The 19,423-nt window shown below is 69.3% G+C and carries 22 protein-coding genes; 3 read left to right on the plus strand and 19 right to left on the minus strand.

The genetic code is table 11. From position 1 onward, the window contains the following. Positions 1–232 precede the first annotated feature (232 nt). The 3 genes from AMIS_RS37640 to AMIS_RS44795 are packed head-to-tail and all read left to right on the plus strand — an operon-like array spanning position 233 to position 3,758. Positions 233–685 carry a flagellar export protein FliJ gene (locus tag AMIS_RS37640; RefSeq protein ID WP_014447733.1) on the plus strand — a complete coding sequence of 151 codons (453 nt, stop codon included), beginning with the start codon at positions 233–235 and terminating at the stop codon, positions 683–685. Next, positions 682–1,665: a transglycosylase SLT domain-containing protein gene (locus tag AMIS_RS37645; RefSeq protein WP_014447734.1), complete on the plus strand. Its 984-nt coding sequence runs from the start codon at positions 682–684 to the stop codon at positions 1,663–1,665. The genes AMIS_RS37640 and AMIS_RS37645 overlap by 4 nt, the downstream gene beginning before the upstream one ends. A 26-nt stretch (positions 1,666–1,691) precedes the next feature. Next, positions 1,692–3,758: a flagellar hook-length control protein FliK gene (locus tag AMIS_RS44795; RefSeq protein ID WP_014447735.1), complete on the plus strand. Its 2,067-nt coding sequence runs from the start codon at positions 1,692–1,694 to the stop codon at positions 3,756–3,758. 64 nt (positions 3,759–3,822) lie between these two features. On the opposite strand, the gene AMIS_RS37660 is transcribed toward AMIS_RS44795, so the two are convergent. The 19 genes from AMIS_RS37660 to AMIS_RS37750 form a co-directional block, all read right to left on the minus strand. Next, positions 3,823–4,056 carry a hypothetical protein gene (locus AMIS_RS37660; RefSeq protein WP_014447736.1) on the minus strand — a complete coding sequence of 78 codons (234 nt, stop codon included), beginning with the start codon at positions 4,054–4,056 and terminating at the stop codon, positions 3,823–3,825. After that, entirely contained in the window at positions 4,053–5,783 is a 1,731-nt protein-coding gene (locus AMIS_RS37665) for a hypothetical protein (protein WP_157435200.1), read from the minus strand. The genes AMIS_RS37660 and AMIS_RS37665 overlap by 4 nt, the downstream gene beginning before the upstream one ends. Then, positions 5,761–7,809 (minus strand): flagellar biosynthesis protein FlhA, encoded by a 2,049-nt coding sequence (gene flhA / locus AMIS_RS37670; RefSeq protein ID WP_014447738.1) that lies wholly within the window; start codon positions 7,807–7,809, stop codon positions 5,761–5,763. Before flhA ends, AMIS_RS37665 begins: the two co-directional genes overlap by 23 nt. 189 nt (positions 7,810–7,998) lie before the next feature. Then, a complete protein-coding gene (locus AMIS_RS37675; RefSeq protein WP_014447739.1) occupies positions 7,999–9,084 on the minus strand; it encodes an EscU/YscU/HrcU family type III secretion system export apparatus switch protein in 1,086 nt (361 codons plus the stop codon). Between the two features lie 14 nt (positions 9,085–9,098). After that, complete coding sequence (fliR, locus tag AMIS_RS37680) at positions 9,099–9,863, minus strand: flagellar biosynthetic protein FliR (RefSeq protein ID WP_014447740.1); 765 nt, start codon at positions 9,861–9,863, stop codon at positions 9,099–9,101. 4 nt (positions 9,864–9,867) lie between these two features. After that, positions 9,868–10,710: a flagellar type III secretion system pore protein FliP gene (fliP, locus tag AMIS_RS37685; RefSeq protein ID WP_231859171.1), complete on the minus strand. Its 843-nt coding sequence runs from the start codon at positions 10,708–10,710 to the stop codon at positions 9,868–9,870. Between the two features lie 23 nt (positions 10,711–10,733). Next, positions 10,734–11,162 (minus strand): flagellar biosynthetic protein FliO, encoded by a 429-nt coding sequence (locus AMIS_RS37690; protein WP_014447742.1) that lies wholly within the window; start codon positions 11,160–11,162, stop codon positions 10,734–10,736. A gap of 11 nt (positions 11,163–11,173) precedes the next feature. After that, positions 11,174–11,932, minus strand: a complete 759-nt coding sequence (gene fliN, locus AMIS_RS37695; RefSeq protein WP_041830314.1) for a flagellar motor switch protein FliN — start codon at positions 11,930–11,932, stop codon at positions 11,174–11,176. Then, a complete protein-coding gene (locus AMIS_RS37700) occupies positions 11,929–12,897 on the minus strand; it encodes a flagellar motor switch protein FliM (RefSeq protein ID WP_014447744.1) in 969 nt (322 codons plus the stop codon). The genes fliN and AMIS_RS37700 overlap by 4 nt, the downstream gene beginning before the upstream one ends. Before the next feature lie 110 nt (positions 12,898–13,007). Beyond that, positions 13,008–13,475 carry a flagellar basal body-associated FliL family protein gene (locus tag AMIS_RS37705; RefSeq protein WP_014447745.1) on the minus strand — a complete coding sequence of 156 codons (468 nt, stop codon included), beginning with the start codon at positions 13,473–13,475 and terminating at the stop codon, positions 13,008–13,010. A 16-nt stretch (positions 13,476–13,491) separates the two neighbouring features. Further along, positions 13,492–14,499 carry an OmpA/MotB family protein gene (locus tag AMIS_RS37710; protein WP_014447746.1) on the minus strand — a complete coding sequence of 336 codons (1,008 nt, stop codon included), beginning with the start codon at positions 14,497–14,499 and terminating at the stop codon, positions 13,492–13,494. Between the two features lie 5 nt (positions 14,500–14,504). Beyond that, complete coding sequence (locus AMIS_RS37715; RefSeq protein WP_014447747.1) at positions 14,505–15,296, minus strand: flagellar motor protein; 792 nt, start codon at positions 15,294–15,296, stop codon at positions 14,505–14,507. Then, positions 15,296–15,595, minus strand: coding sequence for a flagellar FlbD family protein (locus AMIS_RS37720; RefSeq protein WP_014447748.1), 300 nt, complete (start codon positions 15,593–15,595; stop codon positions 15,296–15,298). The genes AMIS_RS37715 and AMIS_RS37720 overlap by 1 nt, the downstream gene beginning before the upstream one ends. Before the next feature lie 202 nt (positions 15,596–15,797). Next, on the minus strand, positions 15,798–17,099 hold the full coding sequence (locus AMIS_RS37725; RefSeq protein WP_014447749.1) for a flagellar hook protein FlgE: 1,302 nt from the start codon (positions 17,097–17,099) through the stop codon (positions 15,798–15,800). Between the two features lie 16 nt (positions 17,100–17,115). Continuing rightward, a complete protein-coding gene (locus tag AMIS_RS37730) occupies positions 17,116–17,568 on the minus strand; it encodes a flagellar hook assembly protein FlgD (protein ID WP_014447750.1) in 453 nt (150 codons plus the stop codon). 129 nt (positions 17,569–17,697) lie between these two features. Next, complete coding sequence (locus AMIS_RS37735) at positions 17,698–18,186, minus strand: hypothetical protein (protein ID WP_014447751.1); 489 nt, start codon at positions 18,184–18,186, stop codon at positions 17,698–17,700. A gap of 7 nt (positions 18,187–18,193) precedes the next feature. After that, a complete protein-coding gene (locus AMIS_RS37740) occupies positions 18,194–18,556 on the minus strand; it encodes a response regulator (RefSeq protein ID WP_014447752.1) in 363 nt (120 codons plus the stop codon). Then, positions 18,553–19,038, minus strand: a complete 486-nt coding sequence (locus tag AMIS_RS37745; RefSeq protein WP_014447753.1) for a chemotaxis protein CheX — start codon at positions 19,036–19,038, stop codon at positions 18,553–18,555. Before AMIS_RS37745 ends, AMIS_RS37740 begins: the two co-directional genes overlap by 4 nt. Beyond that, entirely contained in the window at positions 19,035–19,421 is a 387-nt protein-coding gene (locus tag AMIS_RS37750) for a response regulator (RefSeq protein WP_172666649.1), read from the minus strand. Before AMIS_RS37750 ends, AMIS_RS37745 begins: the two co-directional genes overlap by 4 nt. Positions 19,422–19,423 lie beyond the last annotated feature (2 nt).

Raw genomic sequence — 19,423 nt, forward strand, 5'->3', positions numbered from 1 at the left:
AACAGCGCGCTCGAACAGCACTGCAAGCCAGCCCGACCAGCCGGACCGGCCGGACCAGCCCGACCAGCTGGTTCACAGCGTCGGCCCGCGAGCGACGACAACTTTGATCACGCGAACGGGCGAGTGTGACGGGCGTTACGCCGGTTGCAGAGCGGGTGCAGGGGCTCAGCGAATCGGGTCGCACGCCGAAGCGGTCATGTGAGGGCCCTCCCGGCCCCGGTAGGAGGCGAACGTGAACCGCTTGTTCCGACTCGGACCCGTACTTCGTGCCCGCAAGGCGCAGGAGGATGCCGCCCGCGGCGCGGTCATCCAGTCCCGGGCCGAGATCCGTGAAGCCGAAGCCCTGCTCAAACGCCGCCGGCTCGAGCTGATGGGTGCCCAGGCGCCGACCGAGGGCACCGCCCGTGCCATGGTCGCCTCGCTGGTGGCGCGGCAGTCCCTGGCCGCCGGCCTCTTCTCCGCGCAGCGCATGGTCACCGACGCCGAGGATCTCGAACGGGAGAAGATGGCCGCGCTCACCGAGTCCGCCAAGAAGCGGCGTGCGGTGGAGATGCTCGGCGAACGGCACGCCGAGGCCGTCCGCGACCACGATCTCCGCGTCGACCAGGCCAACCTCGATGAACTGGCAGTCACCTCGAAGGCGAGGCAGGCGGCCGCTGGATCCGACGACGGGGGCCTGCGATGACGTCGATGGGTGTCAGCGGGGTCATGTCCCGCGTCGCGGAGCTCAAGGAACAACTCGGGCTCAATCCACCGCCGGCGACCACTGCCGCCGGTGCCTCGGGCACCACGTTCGCATCGGCGCTGGCCGACGCGACGGGCGCCGGCGTCGCTCAGCCCGGAACTGCCGGACCGAGCGGGGCCGACGTCGTCGCGGCGGCCAAGAAGTACCTGGGTACGCCGTACGTCTTCGGCAGTGAGAACCCGGCCAAGGGCCTGGACTGCTCGGGCCTGGTCCAGCAGGCCTACGAGGATCTCGGCGTGCAGCTGCCCCGCAACTCCTGGCAGCAGGCGCGCGCCGGGCGTCCGGTCGCCAGCATCGCCGACGCCAAGCCGGGCGACATCCTCGCGTTCAACTCGCCGGTCGACCACGTGGGGATCTACCTCGGCGACAACAAGATGATCGCGGCGCCCAAACCCGGCGACCACGTCAAGATCCAATCCGTGTACGAGACACCGAGTCACATCCGTCGCGTCCTCGACACCGTTCCCGCCGCCGCCGTCCAGGACATGTCGGCGCTGCGACCGGCCGGCCTGCGTACCGGCAGCGGCGGAGTCACCGGTGTGCCGTACGCCGACCTGTTCAACCAGGCCGGCGCCCGGCACGGCATCTCGCCGAAGCTGCTCGCCGCGGTCGCGAAGGTGGAATCCGGGTACGACCCGAAGGCGGTCAGCAAGGCCGGCGCCCAGGGGCTGATGCAGCTCATGCCGTCGACCGCGCGCGGCCTGGGCGTCAAGGACGCGTTCGACCCGACGCAGGCCGTGGACGGCGCCGCGAAGATGCTCTCCTCGCTGCTGAAGGAGTTCAAGTCGGTGCCGCTGGCCCTGGCCGCCTACAACGCGGGCGGCGGCGCGGTGCGCAAGTACGACGGAATCCCACCGTTCGCGGAGACGCAGGCATACGTCCCGAAGGTCCAGAAAGCCCTGGCCGCGCTCGGCGGCTGATCAATCCCGAACAGGAGAGATGACCCATGCCGACTTCCGTGACGGGTCCCGATCGCCGGCCCACGACCGAGAGCACCCGTCGGACGGCGGGCCGGCGGGATGAGGGAGGCGCGGACTTCGGGTCGGCTCTCTCGGCCGAGATGGGCCGGCCCGGTGCTGACGAGGACAAGGCGGCCGCGGCGGCGAAGGCGTCCCGGGAGGCTGCCGCGGACCGGGTCGCGGACGGCCGTTCGGCGACCGCCGAGCGTGCCGCGAACGATCGGATGGCGGCCGACCGGGCCGCCGCCGCGCGAGCCGCCGCGACGCGGAGCGCCGCTCTGACCAGGGCCGCCTCGAACCGCACCGACGCAGCCGACCGGGCCGCAGCAGACCGCACCGCAGCAGATCGCGCGGCGGCAAACCGGGCAGCGGACCGCACCGCAGCAGACCGCACCGCAGCAGACCGCGCGGCGGCAAACCGGGCGGCAGCGGAGCGCAGCACCCTGGCCCGGGCCGCCGTCAACCGCACCGCCGTGAGCACGCAGGCCGGCCGTACCGCGACTGACCGCACGACCACTGACCGCGCCACCCTCGATCGCACCGTGACCGAGCGCCCGACAACCGCCCGCACCGCGACCAACCGTGCCGCCGGCGGTGTCGCCGAGGAGCGGGCGCCCGGCCGGCCGGCCGCCGCCAAGGGCACCGGCCAGGACGCCGACCAGGTCACCGACACCGCCGCCACTGCCAAGGCCAGCGCAACCGGCGACGCGACCGCGTCCCCCACCGCCGGGACCGAGACCGCGGACGGCGCGAGCACCGAGACCGAGACAGCCGCCACCACCGCAGCCGAGCCCGGTGTTCTCGCGGCGATGACCACCATGGCCGCGCCCCAGCCGATTGCGACCCCGGCCGAGGGCGGCGAGGACGCCACCGCGACGGCAGCCGGTGCCCTGTCGGTGACCGGAGTGGCAGCCACCCCGGTCGGCACGGCCGCATCCGCCGCCACCGCACCCGCCGCCACCGCACCCGCCACCACCGCATCCACCGGTGCCGCACCCACCACCGTCGACGCCCAGGCGCCGCAGAACGCCGCACCGGCCGGCGCCGGCGCGGCAGCGGGACAGGCCCTCGCGGCCGGGCCGGTCCCGGCGGACACCGCACCGGGTCAGGCTGTGCCGCCGGCCGGAACCGCAACCACGGCTGATCCGGCCGCGACAGCCGCGGTGAGCCCGGACGCGGCACCGACGGCTGCTACGGCGGCTACGGGCGCGGCCACCGTGACCGGCGGTCAGCCGGCCGAGGCCACCCCGGCCACCGCCGAGACCACGACACCCGCCACCGGGGAGAACGCCACGGCCACGCCCGGGGCCGAGGCGGGACCGGTCGATGACGCCTCCGCCGCGAACACCGGCGGCGGCACGGCGGACAGCGGCGCCGGCAGCGACGGAACCGGCGCCGAGCAGTTCGGTACTCCGGAGACGGCCACCACCGACGGGACGGCTCCGGCTGCCGGTGGTCCGGGTGCGCTGCCCACCGGCGTACCCGATGGGGGGTCTCCGGTTGAAACGGGCGTGCCGGGGGGCGTACCCGCTGGTCCGGCTGGTGTGACGGGGCCGCAGGCCGCGGCGCCTGCCGCAACCACCGCGCCGGCCGCGGATGTTCCGGCGCCGCCGCCGTCCACGCCGATCCCCGGCCCGACGGCGAACCAGCTCGCGATGCGGATCGTTCCGCTGCGGCTGGACGCGGACGGCGTGCACCGGCTCACCGTGCACCTGCATCCGGTCGACCTCGGACCGGTCCAGGTGGTCGCGGAGATCCGGAACGGCGACATCTCGGTGCAGCTCTCCGGCGGCACCGAGGCCGGCACCGAGGCGCTCCGGTCGTCCCTCGACGATCTGCGGCGCGAGCTGGAGGAGTCCGGCTTCGGGAACTGCACCCTTGACCTGCGTCAGGGCACCGCGCAGCAGCAGGCCCGCCAGCAGTTCGCGGAGGCCGGTGGACTCGGCCGCCGGGGCGGTGCGGCGGCCGGCGGCGCCGCGGACCTGCCGGCCGAGCCGGCGCCGAACGCCACCCGACGGACCGTCCCGGCCGGGCGCGTGGACGTCGAGGCCTGACCTCGGCACACACGACGACCACCCGCAGCAGCACGCGGGTGGTCGTCGCCGGTTCGGACAGCGGTCAGGGCGATGGTGGTGCGGGGTCGGTCGGTTCCGGTGTGACAGGCGTGGCCTCCGGGTCCTTCCGGTAGCCGGCCATGATGAACCGCAGCGCGGCCAGCAGCAGCGCGGCGATCGGCACCGCGATCAGGAACCGGATCAGCACCTGCACGAAGTCGAGCTGGTCGAAGAGCAGGCGGTACCAAGCCGGCGCGCTGATCAGCAGCGCGAACAGCAGAACCGACGGCCGGATCATCGCCGGTTGGCGCGGGTTCCCCGGCGCGGTGAGGCCGCGGACGGCATCACCTCGGCCGCGATCCGGGCGCAGAGCATCGCCGCCCAGGCGTGCGGGGTGGCCGGCTTGCCGTCCAGCGAGAAGATCGGCACATCCAGGCCGAGCACCGAGGCCGGGTCGGCGGTGAGCTCCACGCTGTGCACCACGAGCGCCTCCACGTCACCGAGCCCGCGCAGGTGACGGGCGGTGTCAGCGGTCTTGCGAGTGGCGTCGACGACGCCCCACAGCGCGGTGGCGCCGAGCGCGTCGCACATGTCGTTCACCCAGAACGGGTCGGTGCCGCCGACCGGCGCGTCGATCACCACGATCCACGAGTGGTCGGCGTTCTGCAGCTTGTCGGCGCGTGACTCGGCAGCGCCCCGGCTGGAGATGAGCCGCGACGAGTGCAGCCCGGTCCCGGCCGTGGAGGGGCCGGCCAGCAGCAGGTGGCTCTGATCCACGTGCACCTGTTCGAGCAGCATCTTGGCGATCGGCACGGCGGTGTGCACCTCACCGGCCAGGACCAGGATCTCGCCGGGTCCGTCGGGGATGCCGGGTGCGGCAGGCCGGGCGGCAAGGACGCTGAGCACCCCCGCGTACGTGTCACCGCCGGTGATCTGGCGGGCCATCTCCTCCGGCATGCCGACCGCCACCAGGTTGCGCTGCACCGCGTCCAGATCACCGGAGCGCAGGGCGGGAACGGGCGCCGGTGGCGCGACGGCGACCGGCGGAGCGGCCGGGGAGACCGGTTCGGGTGTCTCCTCCAGCCCGTAGACCTCGTCCGCGGAGCGCACCGGCGCCGGGCTGAACGGCGCCGCGGTCGCCGCCCGGGGTGGCACGGCGGTCGGTTCGGAGGTGCGCAGCGGCGCCGGCGCGGTGGCCCGGGCCTGCGCGGACATCGCCGTGCGGATCGGCGCGACCGGCTCCGGCATGTGCGGCATCGGCGCCGACGTCATCGGCATGCCGGGCATCGGCGCCGACGTCATCGAGGCCGAGGTCATGGGCCCTGATGTCATCGGCGCCGCCATGCCGCGGGGCGACCCGGTCGGCGGCATCGGCGCGGCCGGCATCGGGGCCGGCGAGACCTGGGCCGCGGCCGGTTGCAGCGGCTGCGGGGGCATCGGCGTCTCCTTCTGCGCTGCCGCGCCCGGCCGGGCCGGGAAGCTCGGCACCGTGGGCAGCGCGGCCGGCAGTGGCCGGTTCACCGCTGTTCCTCCGGCGGCGGACGGGCGGAACGGCCGTACCGTCGGGGTGTCCTCCCGGGTCTCGTTCTGCCGGGGCCGGGCCGCCGCCCGCGGTGGCCCGCCGCCGCCCGGATGGCTCGCGACGTCCAGGCCGGCCATCAGATCCGCGAAGGCCGCCCCGGTGTCGCCCAGCCCGGCGGCCCGGCCCTCACGCTGTGCGCGCAGGTCCGGGGCCTGCCCCGGCTCGGTGGTCACCCGGTCCTGGGATTCGGCCTGTTCGAGCAGGCGCTCGAAGTTGTTGGGTTTGTTGCCGGCAACGGTTTGTTGCGCCATGTCATCACTGTCCTCGGTCGGATCCGGTACCTCGACGGAAAGCTCGTAGTGCTGCTTCGCGAAGAAGCCCCCGATACCACCGCTTCGTACCTTGTCGGCGGAAATGATCTTCACGCCGGAGCCGTACTCGTCACGAACCTGAGCCAGCAACGGCTCGATGGTCGGCCCCTCAAGCAGCACCCGCGTAGGCACCGTTCACCACCCCTATCGTCTCGATCTGTGCGGTGGAACCAGAGATTTCGCTGTACGACAGCACCTGCACCCGGCGGGAGCCGGCCCGCAGCAGTCGCATCAGTGGCAGCCGCAGTTGTGGGGAGCAGGCCAGGACCGGGTTGAGGCCCTGCTGCTCGGCGGCTTCGGCGAGCCGGCTGGCCTCGCTGACGATCGCCTCGGCACGCATGCCGTCGATCGCCATGAAGGCGCCGGTGTCGCTGGGCCGCAACGACTCGAGCAGGCTCTGCTCGAGCATCGGGTCGAGCGTGATCACGGTGAGCCGCCCGGCCGTCGTGTACTGGGCGGCGATCGCCGGGCCGAGGGCGCCGCGCGCTGCCTCGACCAGGCTGTCGTGGTCGTTCGTCGACTTGGCGCGCAGCGAGAGCGCCTCGAAGATCCGGACCAGGTCCCGGATCGGCACGCCCTCGTCGAGCATCGCCTGCAGCACCTTCTGGATCTGGCCGAGGCTGAGCAGGCCCGGCGTCAGCTCCTCGACCACCACCGGATGCGTGCGCTTCACCATCTCGGTCAGCGCCCGGACGTCCTCGCGGCCGAGCAGCCGGCTCGCGTTGGTCCGGACGATCTCGGCGAGGTGCGTGATGATCACCGAGGCCCGGTCCACCACCGTCGCTCCGGAGAGCTCGGCCTGGTAGTGCAGTTCGGCGGGCACCCACTTGCCGGCCAGGCCGAAGACCGGTTCCACGCCGGCCCGTCCGGGCAGCGCCTGCAGGCCCTCGCCGATGGCGAGCACCGCCCCCGGCGGCGCCTGGCCGGTGCCCGCGTCCACACCGGAGATTCGGATCGCGTACGAGGAGAGCGGCAGGTCCAGGTCGTCCCGGGTGCGGACGGGCGGCATGATCACGCCGAGCTCCATGGCCATCTTGCGGCGGAGCGCGCGGACCCGGTCGAGCAGGTCCCCGCTGCTCGCGTCGACCAGGTCGACCAGGTCCGGCGCGAGCGCGAGCTCCAGCGGGTCGATCCGCATCTCGCCGAGCAGCTGTTCCGGCGAGTCCGGCGCGGGCATGTCGACCGCCTCGGCCGCGATGGCCTCCTCGGCCGTCTCCGGCACCGGCTCCTTCACCCGCTGCGCGATCGCCAGGACCGCGCCACCGACCAGCAGGAACGGCAGTTTCGGCAGGCCCGGGATGACGCAGAGGGCGAGCGCGGCGCCACCGCCGATGCGCAGGGCCAGCTTGTTCTGGCTGAGCTGGGTGGTGACGCTGGAACCCATGTCGCCGGAGGTGGCCGACCGGGTCACGATCAGACCGGTGGCGACCGAAAGCAGCAGCGCCGGGATCTGGGAGACCAGGCCGTCGCCGATGCTCAGCATGCTGTAGTGGTTCATCGCGTCGACCGGGGCCATGCCGGCCTGCATGATGCCGATCGCGAAGCCGCCGACCAGGTTGATGACGGTGATGATGATGGCGGCGATGGCGTCGCCCTTGACGAACTTGGAGCCACCGTCCATCGCGCCGTAGAAGTCGGCCTCGGAGGAGACCTCCGCGCGGCGCTTCCTCGCCTCCGACTCGTCGATCAGGCCGGCGTTGAGGTCGGCGTCGATCGCCATCTGCTTGCCGGGCATCGCGTCGAGGGTGAAGCGGGCGCCGACCTCGGCGACCCGCTCGGCACCCTTGGTCACCACGATCATCTGGACGATCACCAGGATCGAGAAGATCACCAGCCCGATCACCAGGTTGCCACCGACGACGAAGCTGCCGAACGCGTGGATCACCTTGCCGGCGTCACCGTCGCGCAGCACCAGCCGGGTCGCGCTGATGTTGAGAGCCAGCCGGAACAGCGTCATGACCAGCAGCAGCGCCGGGAAGACCGCGAAGTCCAGCGGCTTCTGGACGAACATGGAGATCAGCAGGGTCAGCAGGGCTGCCGTGATGTTCACGGCGATCAGCAGGTCCAGAAGGAAGGTCGGCAGCGGTACGACCATCATGATGATGATGCCGACGACCCCGACGGGTACGGCGAACTTGCTGAGGCTCTGCTTCTTCACGGCACCTTCCGAGCATGGGCAGTCCGGGCGATGCGAAGCCCCCGGCGATCACTCGCCGTGTCACTGAGGCCGCTATGGCACCGCCACGCACCGATCTTCCCTGCTCACCGACCGCGATGTGAGGAAATCTCCGGAATTTTCCGTTATGCCACAGGAACCCCGTCAGTTACGAGCCGACACGCCGGAGTGTCACACCGCGACAGCGTTCGGACTCTGGTGCAGACCGGCCGCCGAGCCCTTCGCCTTCAGGCTCATCACGAACGCCAGCACCTTCGCCACCGCGCCGAAGAACTCGGCCGGGATCTCCTGGCCGATCTCGCAGCTGTCGTGCAGGGATCGGGCCAGCGGCACGTCCTGCACCATCGGGACACGGTTCTCGGTGGCGATGTCACGGATCTTGGCCGCGATCGGTCCCTTGCCCATCGCTATCACGCGCGGGGCGCCCTTCTCCGGTTCGTACCGCAGAGCGACCGCGACGTGCACCGGGTTGACCACCACGACGTCCGCGGTGGGCACGTCGGCCATCTGCCGGCCGCGCGCCATCGCCATCTGCCGCGCCCGGATCTGACCCTTGACGTGCGGGTCGCCCTCGGTGTTCTTGTACTCCTGTTTGACCTCCTCCTTGCTCATCCGCAGCTGCTTGTTGGTGCGCCGCTTCACCACGAAGTAGTCGGCCGCCGCCATCACGATGCCGGCCGCGGCGGCGGCCCGGATCAGCGAGATCGAGGCGTCACTGACGATCTTGAGGGTGGACGCGAGCGGCAGCTGACCGGCCTGCATCAGCTTCGGCACGATGTCCTTCATCGTCATGTACAGCACGCCGGTCAGGACACCCGTCTTGACCAGCGCCTTCGTCGCCTCCCAGAGCGACTGCGCACCGAACATCCGCTTGATGCCGGGCAGCGGGTTGAGCCGCTTGAACTGCGGCTTGAACAGCTTGGTCGCCACCCGGATGCCGCCCTGCGCGCCGGCGCCCGCGACGCCGACCAGCATCATCGTCAGCGCGAGCGGCAGCACCGCCCACACCACGCCGGTCAGCGCGTCCTTCATGATCGCGATGGCCTTGCCCGGGTCCGGGTTCTGCACGGTGTCCGGGATCTTCTGCATCAGGGCCTGCGCCTGATCCATCGCCTTGCTCAGAGTGCGCGGCAGCATGATGCTGGCGGCCAGGATGCCGAACCAGGCGCCGAGGTCCTGCGTCTTGCCGATCTGGCCCTCTTGCTTGGCCTTCTTGAGTTTCTGCGCTGTCGGTTGTTCGGTCTTCTCGCCGGTCATCTCACCTCCCCGGGTCAGCCGCCGCCGAGGCGGACGACGACCGTGACCGCCTTCTCGACGAGGACGTTGAGCACGGCCGGCAGCATCGTGATGGCGAGGCCGGAGAGCGTCACCACCAGGAAGATCTTCACCGGGAATCCGAGCTGGAACGCGTTGAGCGCCGGCGCCACCCGGTTGAGCAGGCCCAGCGCGACGTCGGCGAGGAAGAGCACCGCGATCAGCGGGCCGGCGATCTGCAGCCCGGCCAGGAACATCTCGGCCACGCCGCGGACCAGCAACTGGGTCGAGGTCTCGGTGTTGAACCCGGTGTCCAGCGGCATGGTCCGGAAACTCTGCAGGAAGCCGCGCAGGATCAGCTGGTGCCCGTCACTGGCGAAGAGCAGGGTGACCGCCACCAGGTTGTAGAACCGGCCGAAGATCGAGCTCTGGCTGAGCGACAGCGGGTCGTAGGCGGAGGCCAGCGTGAGGCCGCCGAAGAGGTCGAGCAGGTCACCGGCCGCCTGCAGGGCGGCGAAGAGCATCAGCGTGATGAAGCCGAGCGTCGCGCCGACGAAGAACTGCAGAGCCGCGCTGAAGATCAGATCCTGGGTGTCCAGGCTCGGCACGGTGTCCCGCAGGTAGGGTGCCATCGGCAGCGTCAGGCCGACCGAGAGCAGCGCTTTGACCTGCACCGGGATGAGCCGCGAGCTGAACGGCGGGCAGAGCATCATCCACGCGCCGGTACGGACCGTTCCCAGCATGACCGCCAGGAACTCCGCGGTGGCGACTTCGAAATTCATGACCTCAGTACGAGCCCACCAGCGCCGTGATGATCAGGCCCCAGCCGTCGACCAGCACGAACAGCAACAGCTTGAACGGCAGCGCCACGGTCACCGGAGGCAGCATCATCATGCCCAGCGACATCAGTGACGCCGACACCACGAGGTCGATGATCAGGAACGGGATGAAGATGACGAACCCGATGATGAACGCGGCCCGCAGCTCGGAGAGGACGAAGGCCGGGATCAGCGTGGTCAGCGGGACGTCGTCCATGTTCGCCGGCTGCTCCGCGCCGGAGACCTTGACCAGCAGCGCGACCTCGTCCTCGCGGGTCACCTCGGACATGAAGTCGCGCAGCGGCTCCACACCGTCCTGGAACGCCTGTGACTGGGTCTTGTCACCGGCCAGGTAGGGCTGCACACCGACCTCGTTGATCGACGAGACGGTCGGTCCCATGATGAACAGGCTCAGGAACAGCGCCAGCCCGGCGAGCACCTGGTTGGGCGGCATGGTGGTCAGGCCGAGCGCGTTGCGGGTGATGCCGAGGACCATGAAGACCTTGGTGAACGACGTGCAGAGCAGCAGCAGCGCGGGCGCCACCGAGAGCGCGGTCAGACCGAGGACGATCACCAGGGACGAGGCCGGGCGGGACCCGTCGGGGTTCGTACCGTTGATGTTGAGGTTGATCGAGGGTGGGGACGGCGGAGCCGGCGCCCGCGCGACCGGGCCGTGCATGATCGGCGCTTGCGCGATCGGGGCCTGGGCGACCGGGGCCTGCGCGACCGGGGCCTGCGCGACCGGAGCCTGGCTCGGCATGGCGGACACCGCTCCCGGCAGGAGCACCAGGGCCAGCCCCGCCGCTGCCATCAGGAGCAGGATCGCGCGTCGCATCATCGCCTCGCAGTTCGCTCGGGCCGTGCCGTTCGCTCGCGAAGGACGTCCACCGCCGACATCCAGGTCCGCGGTGAGAGCAGGGAGCCCTCCAGCCGCCCGCCGGTGGCCGCCGGATGCCGTCCGGGAAGCTCACCGCCGTCCAGGTCGACCGGGATGTGCTCCTCCTCGGGCTCGGTCAGGAACGCCTCCAGATCGTGCTCGACGAGGAGGCTGACCTCGGTGTCGGTGATGCCGATGACGAGCGCCCGGTCCGCCACCCGGACCACGGCCACGGCCGCTCCCCGGCCCACCTGCTGAGTGCCGAGCACCGCGAGCGCGTCGTTGCCGCGCAGACCGAACGGCCTCCGGATCACCCGGGCCAGCCCCCACATCATCAGCAGGACGACCAGCAGCGTGACACCGACCTGGAGCAAGAGCGGGAACACGACGGCGACTCCTACTCGGCGCCGGGCGCGACGATCTCGGTGATCCGGATGCCGAAGTTCTCGTCGACCACCACCACCTCGCCCCGGGCGATCAGCCGGCCGTTGACCAGCAGATCCGCCGGGCTGCCGGCGGCCCGGTCCAGCTCGACGATGGCGCCCGGGGTCAGCGACAGCAGCTCCCGCACGCTCATCCGGGTCCGGCCCAGCTCGGCCGAGACCTCCATCTCGACGTCGTGCAGCATGTCCAGCCCGCCACCGCGTCCGCCGCCCATCACGGCGGCCATCCGGGGCGCCTGCTGGGCGAGTCCGCCGGCCGGGTCCTCGCCGGGCCACGCGCTCAGCGCCAGGGCGACGACGGCGTGCATCGCTTCCTCGTCGCGCAGGGGCACCGCGACCGCGCCCTCCTTCGCGGCCAGCGCGCTGAGCGCGACCTCGGGGTCCATCAGCTGACCCGGATCGAGCACCACCGGGCCGAACACCCGGGCCGCCGCCTCCAGCGCCGGCCGGACCGCCGCGGTCAGGTCCAGCTCGCCGAGCGGGCTCTCCCGCAGCGCGTCCGCCAGATCCTGCCCGACGACCACCACGACCTCGCCGGACGCCGCGCCGGTGAAGCGCGCGGTGACCGCCTGTCCCTGGATCACCGTCGACTCGTCGGGAATCAGCGGATCAGCGGCGAACAGTGCCCGGCTGGTGGGAAGGACGGCCAGCGCGGCCTCGGCGGCGTTCCGGGCGAGCGCCAGCTGTGGCGCGGTCATGGTGGGCGCTGTCATTGGGGGCCAGACTCCTTGGACGAGCTCTCGTGGGGCGACGGCACGACGAGACAGGCCAGCCGGGCGCCCTGGTTACCGGGAACTGCATGAGCGAAGACGATGTCGTTGACGGTCACCTCGAGCGGCCGGCTGGTCGCGTGTCCGAGCGGCACGACATCCCCGGGGCGTAGATCCACGATGTCATCGGTACGCATCCGAATGGGCTGGAATCGCACTGCTACGTCGATCGGAGCTGCGGAAAGTCCGGCCGTCAGGTTCCGCAGCGCGCGATCCTTGGCCTGCCGCTCGGCCGCGCTGAGCACGATCGTCTCGGTCTTGGACAGCACCGGCAGGATGGTGTTGAACGGCAGGCAGAGCGTGGAGATGCACTCCTCCGCACCGATCTTCATCTCGAACGACGCGATCACGACGGCGTCGCCGGGCGCGTGGGCCCGCAGGAACTGCGCGTTGTACTCGATCTCCTTGAGATGCGGCGCGATGTCCACCAGCGTCTCGAAGCCGTACCGCAGCTCGCCCAGCATCCGTTCGACCAGGCTGCGCAGCAGCGGCATCTCCACCTCGGTCAGCGGCCGCTCCGGCTGGGTGCCGCCGGGTCCGCCGAGCATGTGGTCGATCGCGGTCATCACCGCCGACTGCGCGATCTCCAGCAGCACCGTGCCGGGCAGCGGGTCGAGGGTGACCACCGCGATGATCGTCGGGTTGGCGAGCGCGGCGACGTACTCGTCGTAGTTCAGCTGCTCGATGGAGATCAGGGAGCAGTTGCTGACCGCCCGGAGTCTGGTCGTCAGCAGGGTTCCGCAACTGCGGGCGTACGTCTCGAACGCGATCTGCAGCGTGCGGACGTGCTCGCGGGACAGCTTGATCGGCCGCCGGAAGTCGTACGGCGCGGGCCCTCCGCCTTGGCCGCGACGTGACATCTTGCCGGGGGAGCGGGCGGCGGAGACCGCGGAGGACGACTTGGTCACGTCGTCCTCATCGGCTCAGTTCGCGAGCCGCTGAGCCGAGGCGACGGTTTATGCCTGTTTACGACGAATGGGCAGGTCCCCGTGGGGACCTGCCCATCCGTGCCGATCGGTTACTGCGTGACGAAGGAGGTGTAGTAGACGTCCATCACCATCTCGACGTCGTCCTCGGTGTAGGCCTCCTTGAGCTTCTCCAGGAACTCCGCCTTGACGGCGTCCCGGCCCTTCTCGGTGGAGAGCTCGGCGACCTCGAGGCCGGTGTAGGTCTCGATCGCGATGTTCAGCGCCTCGTTGATGTCGACGGCCTCTTCGCCGCCGGCCTCGGTCTGCTGGAGCGCGAAGCCCATCTTGAGGTAGTGACCGTCGGCCAGGTTCACCGTGATCGTGTTGTCCAGCGCCGTGACGATGCCCTTGACCGGCTTCTCCTCGACGGCCTCGGCCGAGTCACCGCGGAGCATGAAGAACGCTCCGGCACCGCCACCACCGAGCACGACCAGCGCGATGGCCACGATCATGATCAGCATCTTGTTGGACTTCTTCGGCGCCTCAGCGGCGGCGGTGTCCTTCTCGTCCTTGCTCATATCGGAACCCCTCTCGTCAGTCGTGGTCAGTGGTGGAGTCGGTGGTGGTCTTCTCGGCAGCCTTGGCCTCGGCCTGAGCCTGAGCCGTGGTCTGGCCGTTGTGCAGCTTCGCGTCCGAGCCGGCCGCCGAGGGCAGCAGCGCCGCCTGGTCGGCGGTGAGCGTCGTCAGGACGACGACGTCCACCCGGCGGTTCTGGGTCACCGACCGCGGGTCGGCCGGGTCGATCAGCGGCTTGGTGTCGGAGAAGCCCACCGCGCTGAGGCGCTTCTTCGGGATGTCGTGCTCCGTGAAGAACCGGACCACGGTCGAGGCACGAGCGGACGAGAGCTCCCAGCCGCTCGGGTAGTACGTCGTCTTGCTCTTGAGCTGGTTGGTGTGACCGTCCACCTCGATCTTGTTCGGCAGCTTGCTGAGCGTCGGAGCGATGGCGTTGAGGATCTTCTTGCCACCGGTCTGCAGCTCGGCGCGGTTGCCGGCGAACACGACCTCGTTGGTCACGATGGTGACGATCAGGCCCCGCGAGTCGATGGTGAACTTCGCGTTGCCGAGCAGCTTGTCCGAAGCGAGGGCGTCGGAGATCTTGTTCTCGATCTTCTTGAGGTCCTCGGCCTCCTTGGCGGCCTTCTCGGCGTTCGCCGAAGCGTTCTTGCGGTCCTCGGCCTTGATGGCCGCCTGCACCGCCTCGATCTGCTTCTGGTTCAGGCCCTCGGTGCCCGAGGTGCCGTCGCCGGGGTTGGAACCCGGGTCGATCTGCACCACCTGGGCGTTGTTGGAGGCCCCGTCGAGCGGCGCCGACTGGCCGGTGAAGGCCACGCTCTCGGCGCCGAAGCCGGCGGAGAGACCGGCTGCCAGTTCGGCGAACTTCTTCTGGTCGACCGTGCTCATCGAGTAGAGAACAACGAAGAGGGCGAACATCAGAGTGAGCATGTCGGCGTACGACACGAGCCAGCGCTCGTGGTTGACGTGCTCCTCGTGCTCCTCATGGGGCTTCTTGCGGCGTCCGCCGCCACCACCAGCACTCATCTAGGTCAGGCTGCCTTCTTCGTCGACGCTGCGGCTTCGGCCTTCTTCATCTCGTCCGGCGGGAGCAGGCTCCGGAGCTTCTGAGCGACCAGACGCGGGTTCGAGCCCGCCTGGATCGCCAGCACACCGTCGATGACCAGCTCCATCTCCTCGGCCTCCACCGCGCTCAGCCGGCCCAGGCGGGCGGCGATCGGCAGCCAGAGGATGTTCGCGCTCAGCACGCCCCACAGGGTCGCGACGAACGCCGCGGCGATCGAGTGACCGAGGGTGTCGGGGTTGTCGAGGTTCTCCAGCACGTGCACCAGGCCCATGACCGTGCCGATGATGCCGATCGTCGGGGCGTAGCCACCCATGTTCTCGAAGAACTTCATGCCGGCCTTGTCGGCCTTCTTCTTCGCGGCGACCTCGGCGTGCAGGATGTCGTGCAGCTCGTCCGGGTCGGTGCCGTCGATGGCGAGCTGCAGACCGCGCTTGAGGAACGGGTGCTCGACCGTCTTGACCGCGTCCTCGAGGGCCAGCAGGCCCTCGCGGCGGGCGCGCTCGGCCAGCTTCACGACGCTGTCGAGCAGCTGCGTCGGCGGAGTGACCTTGGTGGTGAACGCCTTCTTGAGCGACCCGACGACGCCCGAGGCGTCCTTCATGACGCCACCGGCCATGGCGGCCGCGAAGCCGCCACCGAACACCAGCAGCATCGACGGGAGCAGGATGATCGAGGCGGCGTTACCGCCCTCCAGCATCTGGACAACGAAGACGATCACCAGTCCGGCGACCACCCCGATGATGGTAGCGAGGTCCATCAGCGTTCCTTTCGGTGCAGCGGGAGCACCTTGGCGTCGATCTCGTCATCGGCGGAGGACGAGGTGGCGGAAGAGGAAGAAGAGGTGGTCGGCAGCTCGGTCTCCATGCGGCTCGCCTGGGCGATCAGCGAAGCGCGGTAGTGCCGAACCGAGTCGACGAATTCGGGGACGGACTCGGAGATGATGTACTTCGTGCCATCCACCAGAGTCACGACCGTGTCGGGCGTGCAATCGACGCGCTCGACCAGATCCGGGTTCAGTGCGAACACCGAACCGTTGATGCGGGTTACGAGAATCACGACTTCCGTCCTTGGTCTGTCTTGGCTGGTGGGGCCCTCCGTGGCCCGTCACTAGGTACTTCGGCGCGACCTCGGTTGCCGATGAGATCGAGCCGGTCGCTGTTCGGGTGCGAAGCTCGCTGCGGTGACCGGATCTCCGGGCGTACGACGGCGGCCGGGACAGGCACGAATGCCCGCCCCGGCCGCCGGCCGGAAACCTGGATCAGCGCTTCATGCTGACGAGCTCCTGGAGGATCTCGTCGGAGGTGGTGATGATGCGGGAGTTCGCCTGGAAGCCGCGCTGGGCGACGACCAGGTTGGTGAACTCCTGTGCGAGGTCGACGTTCGACATCTCCAGCGCGCCGGAGATGACCTGACCCATGCCGGCGCCGCCGGGCTGGCCCACCTGGGCGTACCCGGAGTTGACCGATGTCCGGTACAGCGAGTTGCCGACCTTCTCCAGGCCCGCCACGTTCTTGAACGTGGCCATGGCTACCTGGCCGAGCGTTTGCTTCAAGCCGTTGCTGTAGACGCCGATGATCTCGCCGGTGTCGGAGACGGTGTAGGAGAGCGAGGTGAGGGCACCGGCAGTCTGGCCGTCGGTGTCGAACACCCGGGCGTCGCTGAGCCCGGAGTACGAGGTCACGTCGGTCATGTCCATCTTGTAGCCGCCGATATCGATCTGGCCGAGGTTGTCCAGACCCTGCGGTTTGCCGGCCGCGAAAGCGAGGTCGACGGACGTGCCGACGGTGTTGTCGACCATGTTGCCGTTGCCGTCGTCGATCTGGACCGGCTCACCGAGCAGCTGCACCCGCCACTTGGAGGTGTTCGCGGCGTTGTCGTTCTCGGTACGGGTGAACTTGGCGGTCACCGTGTGCGTGTTGCCCTGGTCGTCGAAGACCTTCACCGGGATCGACGTGATGTAACCGGGGAGGCTGTTGCCGGTGTCCTCCACGCCGTAGTTGTCCGGGTTGTTCACGTCCGGGATGTTGTCGCTGCTCAGGTTGCCCTTGAGCGTGACAGTCGTGGTCTTCTCCGGCGGGATGGTGGCGCCCAGCGGCATCCTGATGTCGCCCGGCTTGCCCGCCGCGTTGACCTTGCCGTCCTCCGCGGTCCAGCCCTGCACGGGCTCACCGGTCGTGGTGGTCAGCGTGCCGTTGGCGTCGAAGAAGAACGACCCCGCCCGGGTGTAGAGGTTCTCGTTGCCGCTGCGGGTGATGAAGAAGCCGTCACCCTGGATCATCATGTCGCCGGACTTGCCGGTGGTCTGCGCCGAGCCCTGGCTGAAGTTCGAGGTGATGCCGGCGACCCGGACACCGAGACCGACCTGCGCGGCGTTGGTGCCGGCCTGACCGTTCTGCGGTGACCCGGCGGCGCCCATCATCTGGCTCAGCGCGTCCTGGAACTGCACCTGGGACGACTTGTAACCGACGGTGTTCACGTTCGCGATGTTGTTACCGGTCACGTCGATCATGCGCTGATGCGCGTTGAGGCCGCTGATACCGGAGTAAAGAGAACGCAGCATGGAAGGAGGTTCCTTTTCAGTCGGATGAGCCGGGCTGGGCGGTCTGTGAGATTTCCGTGACCTTGGACAGCTGCACATCCGTGTTCCCGACCTTGAGCGTCGGTTCGCTGTCGCCGTTGAGCTTCGCGGAGCTGATGACACCGGTCTGCGTCGCGCCGGTGTCGTCCATGTACGTGACCGTCTTGCCGATCAGGGCGCTGGCGCCGATCATTCGCTGCGACTGCAACATGCTGATCATGTCTTCCAGCTTCTCGACCTGCGTGAACTGGGCGGTCTGCGCCAGGAACGCGGTCGAGTCGGCGGGTTTCGTCGGGTCCTGATACTTCAGCTGGGCGACCAGGAGCTTCATGAAGGTGTCCTTGTCACCGAGCGACTTGCTCTTTGATTCAGCGGCTTGCTTCGCCGCGGTGGCGGCCGCCTTGGCGGCATCGCTCGGACCGCCGATCGGTCCGGAGGTCGACGAGGTCATGACATCTCCCTGTCCTCTGCAAGCTCAACCTAAGGTTCGGCCCCCTCCTGGAATTGCTTAGGGACAAATTCGCGGGCCCGCCGAATCGGCGGGCCCGCAACGAGAGATCTTCAATGTTGAGCCTTAGGGTCAGGGTGCGAGCGACAAGCTGAGCTTGCCCTTTCCGTACCGGCTGACCTCACACATGAGGTCGAGACGGCGCCCGAGGGCGAGCAGGACGGCACGCGCGTCGCCGGGCAGTTCCATACCCGGGTAGATCACTTGGTAGAGCTTGACGTGCGGCGCGCCCTCCTTGTTGAGCAGGCTGGTGAAGACGTTGCAGAGCTCGAAGACGTTCTCCGCGAGGTTGGGGAAGAGCTGCTTCTCGTCGATGCTGTCCTCGGCGGCGCCGGCCGGCAGCAGACCGAGGGCCGCGCCGGCGTTCGCCGCGAGGCTCAGCTGCATACCGAGGACTCCGTAGATCTTCTGACTGGCATCCGTGAAGATCGCGACTGTCGCGGTGGTGACCTCCTCCGCGCTGAGCGGGTCACCGGTGCTGACGATCACCTCACGGCCGAGAAGATCCTCGAACAGGTTACGTACGGCTAGAGAGCCGGGAAGTACCGAGACGTCTGACATGTCTTAATCATCCCAAAATAGGAGCGAAAACCTCATCGAATCGCTCAGCTGTGAAGGGTTTGACGATGAAGAATTCCGCCCCCGCGCCCTCGGCGGCGGTCTTCATCTCCGGTGTGCTCTCCGAGGTCACGAAGCCGAACTTGACGTTGTTGCCGGCGGCGCGGAGCTGACGGAGCACTTCGATTCCCGTCATGTGCGGCATGTTCCAGTCCGAGATGACCACGTCCGGTTTCTCGGAGTTGACCATCTCGAACGCCTCCTTGCCGTCGGCGGCCTCGACCAGGTCATGGTCGCCGAACCCGGCCTGCCGCAGGGTACGGACGACGATCTGCCGCATCACCCGGCTGTCGTCGGCGATGAGGATCTTCATTCGCCCTCCTCCTTTGTGTCGGCGCTGCTGTGCCACATCGAAATGGACACCGGTTCTTCCTCCCAGATCCCGTACACGCCGCTGATGCGCGTGGCGTTCGGGTAGCGCGCCGAGGACTCCGGCGCGAGCACCACCTGGGGAAGCGACAGTTGTGCGCCGGACGGCAGCATCGCTTTGACGTTGCCACCGACGATGTTGGCGAGTTCGCCAAGGGTGTCCGAGATGTCTTCTTCGCTCACCTCGTCCAGCTCCATGGCCAGGAAGGCAGCCGCCGCACGCTGCGCGGCGGCGCGTGAGGAGGCGAACACGACGTGCCCGCTCCAGGATCCGGTGATGGACACCGAGGAGTGCACCTCGGAGGGCTGGTTCTCGTCGTACGTCGGAATCAGCGGGCTGATGCCCTCCGGGTCCAGGTACGACTCCCACACCTGTTCCACCATCTCGGCGAGGTCGCTCTCGTTGACCTCGACTTCGACGCTCATGAGTTCGCTCCGGTCGGGACGAGGCCCAGCAGGGCCAGCTTTTCGATCATCGCGCCTTCGGTGAAGGGCTTGATCACATATTCGTGGGCACCCGCGGCGAGTGCCCGGACGATCTGGCTCTGTTCGCTCTCGGTGGTGACCATCACCAGGGTCATCTCCCGCAGGCGCGGGTCGGCCCGGACTTTGGTGACGAACTCGAGCCCGTTCATGTTGGGCATGTTCCAGTCGATGAGGGCCAGCTCCGGCACCTCGGTCAGCTCGGCCAGGCGGTCCATCGCCTCCTGGCCGTCACCCGCCTCGACCGCCTCGAAGTTGAGCTTCGTGACGATGCGCTTGAGGATCATTCGCATCGCTCGGGAGTCGTCGATCACCATGGCGCGCATCG

The sequence above is a fragment of the Actinoplanes missouriensis 431 genome, from assembly GCF_000284295.1.
GTDB classification, from domain to species: Bacteria; Actinomycetota; Actinomycetes; order Mycobacteriales; family Micromonosporaceae; genus Actinoplanes; species Actinoplanes missouriensis.

Excerpts from the sequence above, each read along its gene's own strand:
- AMIS_RS37645 (WP_014447734.1), top strand. The coding sequence starts at position 682 with ATGACGTCGATGGGTGTCAGCGGGGTCATGTCCCGCGTCGCGGAGCTC.
- AMIS_RS44795 (WP_014447735.1), top strand. The coding sequence starts at position 1,692 with ATGCCGACTTCCGTGACGGGTCCCGATCGCCGGCCCACGACCGAGAGC.
- AMIS_RS37660 (WP_014447736.1), bottom strand. The coding sequence starts at position 4,056 with ATGATCCGGCCGTCGGTTCTGCTGTTCGCGCTGCTGATCAGCGCGCCG.
- AMIS_RS37675 (WP_014447739.1), bottom strand. The coding sequence starts at position 9,084 with ATGACCGGCGAGAAGACCGAACAACCGACAGCGCAGAAACTCAAGAAG.
- fliR (WP_014447740.1), bottom strand. The coding sequence starts at position 9,863 with ATGAATTTCGAAGTCGCCACCGCGGAGTTCCTGGCGGTCATGCTGGGA.
- fliP (WP_231859171.1), bottom strand. The coding sequence starts at position 10,710 with ATGGCAGCGGCGGGGCTGGCCCTGGTGCTCCTGCCGGGAGCGGTGTCC.
- fliN (WP_041830314.1), bottom strand. The coding sequence starts at position 11,932 with ATGACAGCGCCCACCATGACCGCGCCACAGCTGGCGCTCGCCCGGAAC.
- AMIS_RS37705 (WP_014447745.1), bottom strand. The coding sequence starts at position 13,475 with ATGAGCAAGGACGAGAAGGACACCGCCGCCGCTGAGGCGCCGAAGAAG.
- AMIS_RS37710 (WP_014447746.1), bottom strand. The coding sequence starts at position 14,499 with ATGAGTGCTGGTGGTGGCGGCGGACGCCGCAAGAAGCCCCATGAGGAG.
- AMIS_RS37715 (WP_014447747.1), bottom strand. The coding sequence starts at position 15,296 with ATGGACCTCGCTACCATCATCGGGGTGGTCGCCGGACTGGTGATCGTC.
- AMIS_RS37725 (WP_014447749.1), bottom strand. The coding sequence starts at position 17,099 with ATGCTGCGTTCTCTTTACTCCGGTATCAGCGGCCTCAACGCGCATCAG.
- AMIS_RS37730 (WP_014447750.1), bottom strand. The coding sequence starts at position 17,568 with ATGACCTCGTCGACCTCCGGACCGATCGGCGGTCCGAGCGATGCCGCC.
- AMIS_RS37735 (WP_014447751.1), bottom strand. The coding sequence starts at position 18,186 with ATGTCAGACGTCTCGGTACTTCCCGGCTCTCTAGCCGTACGTAACCTG.
- AMIS_RS37740 (WP_014447752.1), bottom strand. The coding sequence starts at position 18,556 with ATGAAGATCCTCATCGCCGACGACAGCCGGGTGATGCGGCAGATCGTC.
- AMIS_RS37745 (WP_014447753.1), bottom strand. The coding sequence starts at position 19,038 with ATGAGCGTCGAAGTCGAGGTCAACGAGAGCGACCTCGCCGAGATGGTG.
- AMIS_RS37750 (WP_172666649.1), bottom strand. The coding sequence starts at position 19,421 with ATGCGCGCCATGGTGATCGACGACTCCCGAGCGATGCGAATGATCCTC.